Raw genomic sequence first — 14,007 nt, 5'->3', positions numbered from 1 at the left:
GTTACCGGCTGTGGTCGGAGGTCTTAGCCGCGGCCGATACCCTGGAGCGCATGAAGTCGCAGCAGAGCACCCAGACGATGAAGCCCGCCACGGCGGCGAAGAAGCTGGGTGTGCACCTCCCCGCCACGCCCGCCGAGTTCCAGGAGGGCGTCGTCTCGCGCACCGAGCTGAACGAGCTCCAGGCGAACCCGCCCGCGTGGCTGGTCACGCTGCGCGAGACCGGCCCGCACCCCCGCCCGGTGGTCGCGGCCAAGCTGGGCGTCTCCATCGCGGGCCTGGCCCGCGCGGGAGTGACGGAGGCGCTCACCACCGAGCAGATCGAGGCCCTCAAGGACGCCAGGCCCGAGTGGCTGGATAAGGAGCGCGCCACGCAGGCCGAGGTGCGCAAGGAGACCGTCCGCATCAAGAAGCGCAACGCCGAGCGCGCCGGGTCCTGATCCCGCTCAGCGGCGCGGCACGAGGACGGCGAGGGCGTTCGCGCCGACGACGGCGACGATCGCCGACCAGTCCACGAGGCCGAGCCGCTGCCCCAGGCCCGGTGTCGTCTACCGCCCGGTGCGGGACGCCGAGCCCGTCGCCGTCCGGCTGGTGTGGTGGCGCGACGACCCGCACCCCGTGACGCAGGCCGTGGTCGAACTGCTCACCACGCTGTACCGCGCGCCCTGAATCCCCGGAGTCGCCCGCGGACCGTCGCTTTGACTACGATCTGGGCAGGTTCACCGACGTGGGTGTTTCGAGGTTGCTGGGGGTTGGGATGGTTGCTGGTCGTGTGGTGCGTTTCGACAGTCAGCGAGGTTACGGCTTCATCGCCCCCGACGACGGCGGTGAGGATGTCTTCCTGCACGTCAACGACATGCTGATGCCCGAGTCGCAGGTGCGCCGGGGCATCGTGGTGGAGTTCGAGATCGAGGACGGCGAACGCGGTCCGAAGGCGTCCGACGTACGGCTCGCGCGGGGTGCGGACGGCAAGCCCCTGGCCGCCGACGACGACGTCCTGTGCGATGTGCTGAGCACCGAGGAGTTCACCCGGGACGTCACCGAGGCGCTGCTGACGGCGGCGCCCTCGCTCACCGGTGAGCAGATCGTCCAGGTGCGGGCCGGCCTGGCGCAGTTCGCGAAGAACCACGGCTGGGTCGAAGGCTGAGACCTGCGGCCGCCCGGGGCCGCGCGATGCCCAGGGGGGAGCCCGCCGCAGGACGCTGACCTGCGGTCTCGCCCTGCCGGACGACGGAGTGCCGCCCACCCCGCCGCCTTCCGGATCCCGTTGTCAGTGGCCTGATCTACAGTTCCCGTCACTTGATCACTGCGGGTGCGGGAGGCACACATGGGGTGGGTGTCGGCCGGCGACTACGAAGTCGCCCTCGATGACGGCAAGGTGGTGTGCCGCAACGCGGCGGGGCGGCGGTTGAAGTCCGTGCCGCCCAAGATCGCCGACGAGCCGGCGGTGGTGGGCCTGCGCCAGCTCACCGAGTGGCTGGAGCGCCACGAACGCCGGTGCCTGGCCGACGTGGAGCGGTGGATGGTGCGCTCGCTGCCGGTGCCGTTCGCCGTCGTCGCCCAGGTCTGGCCCGACCCCGCCTGGCAGGCCGCGCTGCGCGACCTCGTCGTCACCGGGCCCGACGGCGAGGTGGCCGGTTTCCTGCGGGACGCCGGCCCCGAGCGCGGACTCGGCCTCGTCGACCTCGACGGCGACACCGTGCGCATCACGCCCGACCTGGTCCGCCTCCCGCACCCCGTGCTCCTCGACGACCTGGAGGAGCTGCGGGAGTTCGCCGTCGAGCTCGGCGTCGAGCAGCGCGCCCAGCAGTTGTTCCGCGAGGTGTGGCGGCGGCCGGCGGCCCTCGACGCGGAGGGCACCGCGGTCGAGGAGTACGCGGGCGGCTCGTTCAAGGAACAGCGGTTCCTGCACGGCCGGGTCACCCAGCTCGGCTACCGGGTGCGCGGCGGTCACGCCGTCACCTCCGTCCTCGAGGAGAACCGCACCGTCGAGGCCCGCGTGTGGGTCGGCGACTACGAGGGTTACGAGGAGGCGGAGACCGGGCCCCTGGTGTTCACCGACTCCGCCGGCCGGGTGCTGAAGCTCGGTCAGATCGGGCCGGTGGCCTGGTCCGAGGGCATGCGCATGGCGGCCGCGCTGTACGCCGGGCGGGACATCGAGGACGAGGAGCGGGCGGCATGACGACCTACGACGAGACCACCGCCGGCGCGCTGCTCGACGCGGGCGCCGTGCTGCCGCCGGGGAGCACCTCCCGCGAGGACGCCGACACGCTCACCGTCCGCCGGTACACCCACCCGGCGCTGGACGACCGGCAGATCGTACGGCTCGTGCCGGGCACCCTGGGCGAGGCCGAGGACCTGGCGCTGGACTTCCTCGGGCTGGCCCGGGACCCGGAGACCCCGGAGGTCGGCCAGGTGCGCCGGGAGACTCTCGGCTTCCCGGCCTGGGCGCTGGTCCACGACCCGGCCAACGGCCACCACGCGCTGGCGCTGGTCAAGGACGTGGAGCGGCTCGCGCGGCAGGCCAAGTCCCGTCCCGGCAACGCCAAGGACGGCTTCGAGGCGCTCGGCACCCGGCTCGGCCGGGCCGTACCGCACTTCCTGCCCACGTTCTACGAGCAGGCCGCCCGCGTCTTCCTCCAGCACGAGAACACCACCTACGCCTCCGCCTTCTTCGGCAAGGCCCGCGAAGCCGAGCGGGTGCACGCGCTGAAGGTGGACGAGGAGCGGCAGCGGGCCGTCTTCCTGGAGTTCGCGTTCGCCGGGGCGCTCACCGTCAAGGCCCTCAAGGAGCACGTCAAGGCCCTCGCGGCACGGCTCGACGCCGCCGAGGCCTGGTCGCAGTTCCGGCAGTTGACCGTGGAGCGCTGCGCGGCCGGGATGCCGCCGTACGCGTCCCTGCCGCAGGACGCGCGCGGGCTGATCAAGGCCGCCGGTCTGGACCGGGTCACCGAGGAGTGCGGCCTGGTCGCCGACCTGCTCGCCTCCCCCGCCGCGGTGCGGGCTCCCGCGTCCTTCTGGAACGCCTACCGGGCGATCCTCGCCGTCCTCGCCGAGCGGCGGCCGGAGGTGCGCGAGCGGCTGCTCGAGATCATGCCCTCCGGCCTGGGGCGTTCCGTCGAGGACGACGAGTTCTGGCTGGCGCTGCTCGCGGAGTGCGGGGCGGATCTGCTCCTCACCGGTGAGACGGCGTCCGACGTGGACCCGGCGGACTGGCTCGGCCGGTGGGCCCTGCACCGCAAGCACGGCGGCAATGTCAGCGGCCGCTCCCCGGCCACCCTCGCCCTGGTGGAGCGGATGGGACCGCGGCTGCGTGACCTGGGCCGTCCCGTCGACCTCTGCACGGGCCGCTGGCACGCCGGCGCCGATCTCGACCTGCTCGACCTGTGCGCGGCCCAGGGCGTGCCCCTGACGCTGCCCGGTCCCGACCAGGTCGTGTACCTCGCCGTGGACCGCTGGCTGCGCGAGTCCCTGCCCGGCCGGCGCGACCTCACCGCGACCGCGGCGGACCCCGGGCTGCGCCGCCTGCTGTACACCGACATCAGCACCCTCGGCGGCCAGCGGCCCGGAGCGGAGGTACTGGAGAAGCTGGCCGCCCACCCCGTGCTCAGCGAGGTGCTGCGCGCGTGGCTGGACGACGCGGCCGGAGAGCTCGCCGCGGCCGCCGGGCTGCCCGCCGCGCGGGCGGCGCTGGAGCGGCTTCGCCCCTTCCGCACGATCGCCGCCCGGGTCAGCCCCGCGGCCGTCGCCGTGGTCTCCGCGCACGCCGTCGCGCCGCTGCTCGGGCACACGCTGCGGGCCGGCCTGCTGGACGAACTGGGCTGGCCCGCGCTGGACGAAGCGCTGCGCCGGCTCGACGCCGAGACCAAGCGCGACCGCGACGACACCCTGGGCGTCACCGAGGCATGGCCCGCGCTGATCCTCGCCCGCGCGCACAAGGTGATCGTCGTCGGCCCCGAGGAGATCCTGCTCGAGCACGACCTGCGGCTGCCCGTGACACTGGACCGCTGGCAGCGCCCGAGCTACCGCTACACGGACGGCGAACTGCTCGTCATGTGGCGGCAGGACGGCAAGCAGGTCGGCTACTGGTCGGCCCGCCCGGCCGACGTCTTCCCGCTCGGCGGCGAGCAGCTCCCGCACTGGTACGGCGGCAACGACGCGGGCGACCCGTCGATCCCCCTCCCCGGCGGCGGCCGCGCCACCGGCGGGCGCACCCTGCACGCCGGTGACACCGTCGTGCCGCCGAGCCGCCGCATCCTCGGCGACGGCACCTCGTACTGGCGCCAGGGCAGGCAGGGCCGGCAGCAGGTGTGGCTCGAGTACGACCCGGCCACCGGTACCCACGGCCGTGCCTCGCTGCCCGCGTTCCTGTCGTCCGGCATCCGGGAGGACGCGTCCCTGCTGCAGCAGCACTGCGCGGTGCTGCCGCTCCAGCCCGGCCTGGAGCTGAGCCCGTTCGGCACGGACGGCACCGTGCTCGGCCGCTGGGTGCGCACCGAGGGCGAGGGCGACGAGAGGCGCTCCGTCGCCGGCACCCCGGACGGACGCACCGTCACCCTGCCGTGGTCCGGCGGGCGGGCGCCCGGGGTGCTGCTCGGCGCGCTGCGGCTGCCGGGCGGGGCCGAGCCGGTGGCTGTCGCCCTGCACCGGCAGATCGCCCTCTACGCGGGGGACGACCCGTCCGCCGCCGGGGAGCTGGGCCGGGTCACGCCGATGGAACGCGGCGGCGAGTTCGCCGCCGGCACCCGGTTCGTCCCGCCGGTCGACTTCTGGCACGCCCTTCGCCCGCGCGACGAGCGCGCGTCGGCGGTGCTGCGCGCCCTGACCGACGAGCAGGCGGCCGCGATGCTGCGGGCGGCCGAGGAGGCGCTGGCGCGACGGCAGGCGCAGCTGGCGGCGGCCAAGGTGGTGGACGGGACCGCGGAGAGCGCCGCCGTCGTGCCGCCCGCGGACGAGGTCGTCCAGGGGGTCGTGTCCCGCTGCCTGCCCTCGCTCGGTGACACGGGCCTCGTCCGGGGTGTCGCCTCGGTGGTGCGCGCGATGCTGCGGCTGGCGGAGTCGACCGCCGCGTTCGTGGCGCCCCCGGTCGAGCGGCCGAAGGCGGAACGCCGCAGGACCGACGGCATGTTCGCCGACCTCGCGCCGGAGCACGGCGACGACGCGACGCTGCGCGAGGCCACCACCGGGCTCACCGAGGTGCACGGGTGGTGGGGCAGCGAGGCCCGCTGGAGCACGCTGCGGCAGGTCCGCGCCGTGAACCACGTGCTGTCGGGGAAGCCGGCCGACGGCAGGCCCCTGGCCGAGTCCGCCCGGTCCGCCGGCGCAGCCGAGGGGTGGCGCAGCGACGAGTTCACCGTGCCGGGCATCGGGCTGGTGTGGACGCCGGTGCTCGACACGCTGCGTCCGCTCGCCTACCGCGCCGCCTCCGCCACGGTGACCGAGGAGCGCCGCGAGGCGCTGCTGCTGCTGTGCGAGGCGATCGCGGACGGTCCGCTGGCCGCTCCGGGTGCGGCCCTGCGCGAGGTCGTGCTGAGCGAGCCGCACGACAAGCAGGAGCGCGTCGGCCAGGTGCTGCGCCGGGACGGCCGTACCGTCGTCGTCCTCGGCTGCCAGAACCTGGACCGGCAGGCGGGGCGGGTGCACTGGCTCGCCCTGGACCACGATCCGGCCGGTGCCTTCGGCGCCGTCGCCCACTTCACGCTGGAGCGGGAGACCCCCCACCCGGCGGTGTTCCCCGCCGACGCGCTCGGCGCCGTCACCGCACTGGTCCGGGACAAGGGCCCGGCGCCCTGGCAGCCGGAGGCGCCCGCGGCCCTGGCCGCCGCGACCGACGGCGGGCTGGGTCCCCTGCAGGCCGCCCTGCTGCTGGCCGGGAAGCCGAAGCAGCTGACCGCCGAGGTGATCGCCGCGACCGGGCTGAAGCCGCGGCAGAAGGAGCTGGCCGACGCCCTGTTGTCCTCGGTCGGGAGCGGCGACCGGGCGGCCCTCGTCGGCGCCCTGCTGCCGGGGAACCCCGGTGACCTGTGGACGGCCGGGCCGGACACCGAGGCGGCGGGCCGGGTGTGGGCGGAGCGGCTCGGCAAGGTCGTCCGGCTGCCCGAGGACCTGGCCGGGGAGCTGTCCCTCGGCGGCCTGTCCACGAGCTCCGCGGAGGACGTCCTCAACCCCGGGCTGACGCCGTGGATCAGCCGCACCACCGTCCAACGGCCCGACAAGGACGGCAACCTGGTCGCGGAGGACCCGGCGGCGCTGCCCGGCCGCAACCACCTGACGGGCGCCGTGACCGCGCTGGCCGGACTCGCCTACTCGCTGCCGTACGGGCACCCGCTGCGGGCCGTCCTGCCGGAGAGCCTGGCCGCGCTGCGCCGCCGGTTCGCCGACACAGGGCTGCTGCTCGACCTGGACGTCGCGTGGACGGAGAAGGGCTCCTCGTCCGCCGTCGAACTGCGCAAGGCCTACGGGATGCCCGCCACCGGGGGCGCCGACGCCCAGGGGCTGACCCCGGTGGGCGAGGCGCTGGTGCTGCGCCCCTGGTACGGCGACCAGGAGACCGTCCTGGTCCGGCCCGGCGCGCTCGGCGCTCCCGACGACCCGGTGTTCGGGCTCGTGGAGGGACTGCTCGGGCAGGGCCGGGGCGAGGGCATGCGCGCCCTGCGCACCCTTCTCGACGACGACCTGGCCCGCGCGGTCGCCGCCGGGGTCGATCCCGAGGGACCCTCCGGGCACGCCCAGGACCCGGCCTTCAGTGTGCCCGGCCTGGTCGCCGAGGTCGCCGCGCAGCACGGTCTCGGCGAGGACGCGGCGGCGCTCTACCTCCAGCTGCTGGCCCTCCCGGACCCCACGGACCGCAACTGCGCCCGCTGGACCGGCTGGAAGCCCGCCCGGGCGAAGAAGGCGCGCGCCGAACTCGCGGCGAGCGGACTGGTCGTCGAGGCCAAGCGGGCGCGCGCCGGACGCACCCTGTTCCTGCCGTGCGGCTGGCTGGACCTGTCGTCGCCCGCGCTGCCGCTGGAGATCTGGAAGGAGGGCCTCTATCCGGTCCGCGCCTACGCGCGCGTGGTGCCGCTGATGCCCGTGCCCGCCCTGTTCACGCGCGCGTGGGAGCGGGTCCGCTCCGGCGACGCCCCGGCCTACGAGCAGCTCACCACCCGGGCCACCCGCAAGGGCCGCCGCCGATGACCACCCTCCCGCCCCACCTGGAAGAACCCGCGCCGATGACCACGACCGCCCTGCCCACCGACTCCGCTCTCGCCGTCCCCGCCCCCGTACGCCAGGTGGTCCCGCCCGAGGAGCGGTACGCGGCGGAGCTGGCCTTCCTGGCCGCGTACGACGACGGGCCGCGCCCGCCCGCCTGGCACCTCACCCCGCGTGCCGTCGTCACGTTCGTCATGGGCAGCGACGGGCGCGCCCTGAAGCTGCCCGAGGACGCGGAGGCGCCGGACGGGGTGCCGCGACGGCTGGTCGTGGAGGGCAAGTTCGTCGGCGACCGCGCGTTGGTGGAGCGGTGTGTGGTCACGCTCGCCGGCGAGCGCGGGCTGCTGCTCGTCGGCGAGCCCGGCACCGCCAAGTCGATGCTGTCCGAGCTGCTGTCCACCGCCGTGTGCGGCACCAGCGGGCTGGTCGTGCAGGGCACCGCGGGCACGACGGAGGACCAGCTCAAGTACGGCTGGAACTACGCCCTGTTGCTGGCGCAGGGCCCGAGCCGGCAGGCCCTGGTGCCCTCGCCGGTGCTCACCGCCATGTCCCGGGGCGCGATCGCCCGGGTCGAGGAGGTCACGCGCTGTCTGCCCGAGGTGCAGGACGCGCTGGTCTCGCTGCTGTCGGAGCGGCGCATCGCCGTGCCCGAACTGGCGGGCTCCCAGGACGCGTTGGCGCATGCCGCGCCCGGCTTCAACCTCATCGCGACGGCCAACCTGCGGGACAAGGGCGTCTCGGAGATGTCCGCGGCCCTCAAGCGCCGTTTCAACTTCGAGACGGTAGGGCCGATTCCGGACCTCGACGCGGAGACCGCCCTGGTGCGCAGCCAGGCCCGGGCCTCGGTGGAGCGGGCGGGCGCGCCCTTCCAGGTCGACGACGCCGTGCTGGAGGCCCTGGTCACCGCCTTCCGCGATCTGCGGGAGGGCCGCTCGGCGGAGGGATGGGAGGTGGAGCGGCCGTCCACGGTGATGAGCACCGCGGAGGCCGTGTCCGTCGCGGGTGCGCTGGCGCTCGCCGCGGCGTACTTCCCGGGCGACCGTGACGTGCTCGGGCTGCTGCCGGGCCATCTGCTGGGTGTGGTCCGCAAGGACGACCCGGCCGACGCCGCCCGGCTGCGCGGGTACTGGGACGGACCCGTCCGCCGCCGTGCCGAACAGGGCTCCGCCACCTGGCGGACCCTGTGGGACCTGCGCACGGTCCTGGAGGGCTGACGGCCGTGTCCCCGCACCCCACCACCGCGTCGGCCGCGGCCGCCTCTCCGGACGCCACGGGCTCTCCGGACGCCCAGGGTCGGCCGAGTGCCCAGGGTTCGCCGGGCTCCCCGGTCTCCCCGGACGAGGCGCTCGCCGCGCTCACCGACCCGGCCGCGCCCTACCTCATCGGGGTACGGCACCACGCGCCCTCGCTGGCCGCCGCCGTGCCCGCCCTGCTGGACGAGGCGAAGCCCGACGTGCTGCTCGTCGAGCTGCCTGCCGAGATGCAGGAGTGGCTGCCCTGGCTCGGGCACGAGGAGACCCGGGCCCCGGTCGCGCTCGCCGCCGCGCCCGGTGACGGCGGGGGCGCGAACGGCGGGGGGCCGGCGTTCTATCCCTTCGCCGACTTCTCGCCCGAGCTGGCCGCCGTGCGCTGGGCCGCCCGGCACGGCGTCCCGGTCCTCGCCTGCGACCTGCCCCTCGCGGACCGGGCGTGGGGCGCGGGGCGCGACGGCACCGCGCGGGGAGAGGCACCCGGACTCGGCGGCGCGCTGCGGGCCCGGCTCACGGGCCGTCCCGGGGACGACCTGTGGGACCGGCTCGTCGAGGCCACCGCCCCGGGTTCGCCGCCCGAGGCGCTGCGCCGGGCCGCCCTGCTGACGGGCTGGGCGCTGCGCGAGGACGCGGCCGCCTCCGGTGGGGTGCCCGAACTGGACCTGCGGCGTGAGCGGTGGATGCGGTCCCGGATCACCGAGGCCACCGCGCGGGGCGAGCGGGCCGCCGTGCTCGTCGGCGCCTTCCACGCACCGGCGCTGACCGGAGCCGCCCTGGCCGGACGAGGCGACGGCTCCGTCCCCGCGATCGCCGGCGACCGGGGCGAAACCGCCGCCGCGGGTGGCGACGGTGGGGTCGTAGCGGCCCTCCCGGCCACCGGCGAACAGGGCGACAGCAGTGGCTCCGCCGGCGGCGAGCCGACCGGTGCCACGGCCCCGGGTGGCGGGGGCGTGGCGAGTCGGGCGGGGTGGATCACCTCGCTGATTCCGTACGCCTACGCCCTTCTGGACGAGCGTTCCGGCTACCCGGCCGGTATCCGGGACCCCGAGTGGCAGGACATGGTGCTGCGGGCCGCGGGCGATCCGGCGGCGCTGGAGGAGGCGCTGACCGGGGCGGCCGTGCGGGTGTGCGCGGCGCTGCGGGACCTCGGGCATCCGTCCGGGCCCGCCGACGCGCGCGAGATCACCCGGCTGGCCTCGGATCTGGCCCGGCTGCGCGGGCTGCCCGCGGCGGGGCGGGGGGAGCTGGTCGAGGCCGTCCAGACGGTCCTCGCGCAGGGCGAGCCGTACGGGCGGGGACGGGCCGTCGCGCGGGCGATGGAGCGGGTGCTGGTCGGCGCCCGCACCGGTCGGCCTGCGCCCGGCGCGCCGCGCAGCGGCTTGGTCCCGGCGGTCGAGGCGGAGGTGGCGGGGCTGGGCCTGCCCGGGCCGGAGGACGCCTCCGGCCCGGCGCGGGATCTGCGGCTCGACCCACTGCGGTCCGACCTCGACCGGCGCCGCGAGCTGCTGCTGCGCCGGCTGACCGTGTGCGGTGTGCCGTACGGCGAGGCGAAGGAGGTCGTGGGCGCGGGCGGGGCCGAGGCCCTCACCTCGCGCTGGGAGGTGCGCTGGACGCCCGCGACGGCGGCCATGCTGACCGCGGCCGGGGTGCGCGGAGTCACCGCGGCGCAGGCCGCCGAGGGTGTGCTGCGGGAGCGTCGGCGCGCGGAGCGGAACGCGGGCGGATCGACGGCCGCGCAGGTCCTCCAGGGGCTCGCGGAAGCCGCGGAGTGCGGTCTGCCGACGCTGGCGGACGAACGGCTCGACGATGTCGCCGAGGTGTTGCCCCTGGCCGGCACGCTGCCCGAACTCCTGGCCGGGCTCGCCCTGTCGGACCGGCTGCGGTCCGGTCATGTGCCGGGGCTGGGCGCCGACGGGGAGCGTACGGCGCGAGCGGCCGCCGTGGCCGAGCTGCTCACCGCGGCGGCGGTGCGTCAGGTGGACGGACTGACCGGTTCCGAGGATCCGGCCGACGCCCACGCGCTGGTCGAACTCGCGCACCGGGCGGACCTGTTGGGCGGTATCCGGCTCACCGACGCCCTCGCCCGGCTGGCCGCGGACGGCTCCCCGCTGATGCGCGGCGCCGCCGGGGCGGTCCGGGTGCTGCTCGGTCAGGAGAGCGCCCCGTCCTTCGGCGGCCGGGTCGCGTCCTGGGTGGACGGCGCCGTCGACGCCGACTCCCGATCGGCGCTGACGGCCCGGCTGAGCGGGCTGCTGGCCGCCGCGGGGCCGCTGCTGGAAGCGGCGGCGCCCGCGCTGGAGCCGCTGCTCGGCCGGGTGTCGGAGCTGCCCGACCGGGAGTTCCTCGACCGGCTGCCCGCGCTGCGGGGCGGCTTCGAGACCCTGAGTCCCGCGGCCCGTGACCGCCTGCTCGCGGCCGTCGAGGAGCGCCTCGGCACCGGGCGCGTCGCCGACACCGACGGTCTCGACCCGGCCGCGCTCGCCGTCTGGGCCGGTGCGGACCTCACGGCCCGTGCCGCCCTGCGGTCGCTGGGGCTGCTCCCCTCCCCCGGTGGCGACGCACAGGCGCATCCCGCCGAGACCGTGACCGGCGCCGAAACAGCGGCCGGGGCCGGGACGGCGGCCGGCGCCGATGCCGGCGAGGCGGGGCCCGCCGGGGAGAACGGTGCCGACCGCAGACTCGCCCCCGCCGACCGGTGGCGGCTTCTCCTGGGCCGCCGCAGCGATCGACTTCCGGCGTCCGCACGCGCGTTGGCGACGGCTCTGGACGAGCTGTACGGCAGCGGACGCGGCGAGGGCAGCCGCGGGGACCTGACGCGTCCGGGGGCCGGCGGCGGCCGGGAGGCGCCGTATCCCGGGGTGCGGGAGTGGTCGCGGGAGCTGGCCGCGCTGTTCGGGCCGGGCATCCGGGAGGAGGTGCTGGCGGCGGCCGCCGCGTCGGGCCGCAGCGACGTGCTCGCGGAGCTGGACGCGGACAGCGCGCGTCCCTCGGTCGATCTGCTGCGTACGGTGCTGCGGCACGCGGGCGGGCTGCCCGAGGCCCGGCTGGCGGCGCTGCGTCCGCTGGTACGGCGGCTGGTCGAGGCGCTCACCCGGCAGCTGGCCACCCGGCTGCGTCCCGCGCTGCACGGCACGACGCTGCCACGCCCCAGCCGCCGTCCGGGCGGCGGCCTCGACCTGCCGCGGACGCTGCGCGCCAATCTGGCGACCGCGCGGCGCGGTCCGGACGGCACGGTCCAGGTCGTCCCGGAGCACCCGGTGTTCCGTACCCGGGCGCGGCGGGCCGCCGACTGGCGGCTGATCCTGGTCACCGACGTGTCGGGGTCCATGGAGGCGTCCACGGTGTGGGCGGCGCTGACGGCTTCGGTGCTGGCCGGGGTGCCGACGCTGTCCACGCACTTCCTGGCCTTCTCCACGGAGGTCATGGACCTCACCGGACATGTCGAGGACCCGCTGTCGCTGCTGCTGGAGGTCAGCGTGGGCGGCGGCACGCACATCGCGGCGGGGCTGCGGCACGCCCGTGAGCTGGTCACCGTGCCCTCGCGGACGCTGGTCGTGGTCGTCAGCGACTTCGAGGAGGGCTATCCGCTCGGCGGGCTGCTCGCCGAGGTGCGGGCGCTGGTCGGCGCGGGTTGCCACGTGCTGGGCTGCGCGAGCCTCGACGACACGGGCCGGCCGCGCTACTCCACGGGTGTCGCGGGGCAGCTCGTCGCCGCGGGCATGCCCGTCGCCGCTCTCAGTCCGCTCGAACTCGCCCGCTGGGTAGGGGAGAAGATCGCATGAGCCAGGACCTGCTGCCGCCGGTCGCGCCGTCCGTCACCGCCGAACTGGTCGAGGCGCTCTCTCCCCGGCTGCGCAAGCGGCTGGACGCGGGCGTCGCCAAGCTGGCGGCACGTCCGGTGGTCCGCGACGGGGACACCGTGCGGATCGCCGTCGACGACGACACCGACCTCCGACTGCACGCGCCCGAGGGCGTGGTGACCAGCGCGGACGCGATCCGTTGCGGTTGTCTGCTCGCCCCCGACTGTCTGCACCGCGCGGCGGCGGCCTCGGCCGCGCCGGTCGCCGAGGACACTTCCGACAGCGCGCCCGCGCCGCCGACGCCCGACGAGGCGTCACCCCTGGCCGCCCCGGCGGCGCCCGCGCCCGGCGGGGCGTCGCCGTCAAAGGACGAGGGCGCCGCCCCGGCCCAGCTCGCCGCAGCGCGGGCCGTGTACGACGCGGCCGCCGCCGTCCTCGAAGCCGGAGCGGACGGTTCCGGCGCCGTGCTCCAGGCGGAGCTGCTGCGTGCCGCGCACACCGCGCGGCTGGCGGGTCTGCCCCGGGTCGCCGCCGCCGCGGTCTCGGTGGTCAACGGGGTGCGCGCGGCCCGCTCCGCCGACCCCGCGTACCGGCTGCCCGACCTCGCGGACGCGTTGCGCACCGTCCTCGGCATGGCGTACCGCCTGCCGTTCGCGACCGGCCGGGATCTGGCCGAACTGCGCGGCGGCGTACGGCAGCCGTACACGCCGGACGGTTCGCTGCGGCTGTACGGGCTGTTCTCGGAGCCCGTCCTGACGACGACCGGATACGCGGGCGCCGTGACCTGGACCGCCGACGCCGGGGGCAGGCTCTGCACGGTCTCCGACGTGGCTCCCGGCGGGCCCGGCCGGGCGACCGGGGCGGCCGACCGGGCCGTGCGGATCGGGGACACCGCCCTGACCCACCGTGAACTGTCGCGCGCGGGCCTCGCGGTCTCCGGTGCGACGGTCTCGCCGACGGGCCGGCTCGGCGCCGGGGCCGGGGTGCGCGCGGTGCGCGCCTCGGGTGCCGCCTGGAGCGCGGAGCCGCTCGACCGGCTGTGGGCGGTGCCGGTCGCCGAGCAGGTCGCACGCGCGCTGGGCGACGACGGGCACGGTCTGCTCTTCCTCGACGTCACCCTGGTGGGCACGGTCCGGGAGGCGACGGGGGAACATCTGCTGGCCGACTGCGAGGGCCGCACGGTCCGGCTCGCCGTCGCCCACGACGATCCCGCGCTCCCCTACCGCGACAACCTCCGACTTCTGTCCGCCGCCCGCGGCAGTCGGCTGCGGGTCGTCGCCCGGCTCGCGCCGGGGCCGCTGCCGCGTGCCCTGCTGCTCGCCGCCGAGCACCCGGCGCGGTCCGGCGACCGGGTGGATCTGGGCCTGGACCGGCTCCAGCACGCGGACCTGCCCACCGCGACGGCCCCGGCGGCGCCCGCCGTCGCTCCCCCGGCGGACGAGGCCCCGTTGCACCTGTTGCGCCGCCGTGTGCACCAGGCGGTGTCCGGGGGCCGCCGGGTGCTGGGGTTCGGGGACAGCGGGGCGGGGGACGGCGGTCGGCTGCGTCGCGTCGGTCTCGCCACCGCGGGCGAACTCCTCGACGAACTCGGGTCCGCGGCGGCGGACCGTTCCCGTGACGCGTTCGGCCGGCTGCTCCCCGCGGACCCGGGGCGTTTCGCCCGCGCCTGGCTGGCCGCGGCCGTGTACACCGGTGAGGTCGAGCGGGCGCTGTGCGCGGCGGCCTGGGGGGCGGATGCGGAGGTGGCGGCGACTTCGCGGTGAACC

Annotated in this window: 7 protein-coding genes and 1 pseudogene; all 8 read left to right on the top strand. The window is 76.5% G+C overall.

The window, feature by feature from the left end; translation table 11 throughout:
• Window positions 1-50: 50 nt before the first annotated feature.
• Complete coding sequence (locus tag J2X68_RS09100) at window positions 51-437, top strand: DUF5997 family protein (protein ID WP_310431950.1); 387 nt, start codon at window positions 51-53, stop codon at window positions 435-437.
• Between the two features lie 91 nt (window positions 438-528).
• Window positions 529-666: pseudogene (locus J2X68_RS09095) on the top strand (LysR family transcriptional regulator); the annotation flags it as partial.
• 88 nt (window positions 667-754) lie between these two features.
• Entirely contained in the window at window positions 755-1,144 is a 390-nt protein-coding gene (locus tag J2X68_RS09090) for a cold-shock protein (RefSeq protein ID WP_028806173.1), read from the top strand.
• A 180-nt stretch (window positions 1,145-1,324) separates the two neighbouring features.
• Entirely contained in the window at window positions 1,325-2,179 is an 855-nt protein-coding gene (locus J2X68_RS09085; protein ID WP_310431949.1) for a DUF4132 domain-containing protein, read from the top strand.
• Window positions 2,176-7,176: a hypothetical protein gene (locus tag J2X68_RS09080; RefSeq protein WP_310431948.1), complete on the top strand. Its 5,001-nt coding sequence runs from the start codon at window positions 2,176-2,178 to the stop codon at window positions 7,174-7,176. The genes J2X68_RS09085 and J2X68_RS09080 overlap by 4 nt, the downstream gene beginning before the upstream one ends.
• Before the next feature lie 35 nt (window positions 7,177-7,211).
• Window positions 7,212-8,405, top strand: coding sequence for an AAA family ATPase (locus J2X68_RS09075; RefSeq protein ID WP_310432135.1), 1,194 nt, complete (start codon window positions 7,212-7,214; stop codon window positions 8,403-8,405).
• A gap of 5 nt (window positions 8,406-8,410) precedes the next feature.
• Entirely contained in the window at window positions 8,411-12,223 is a 3,813-nt protein-coding gene (locus J2X68_RS09070) for a DUF5682 family protein (protein WP_310431947.1), read from the top strand.
• Entirely contained in the window at window positions 12,220-14,004 is a 1,785-nt protein-coding gene (locus J2X68_RS09065) for a hypothetical protein (protein ID WP_310431946.1), read from the top strand. The genes J2X68_RS09070 and J2X68_RS09065 overlap by 4 nt, the downstream gene beginning before the upstream one ends.
• Window positions 14,005-14,007: the final 3 nt, after the last annotated feature.

This window comes from Streptomyces sp. 3330 (assembly GCF_031456635.1).
Lineage (GTDB): Bacteria > Actinomycetota > Actinomycetes > Streptomycetales > Streptomycetaceae > Streptomyces.
This window is presented reverse-complemented; position numbering and strand designations above follow the sequence as displayed.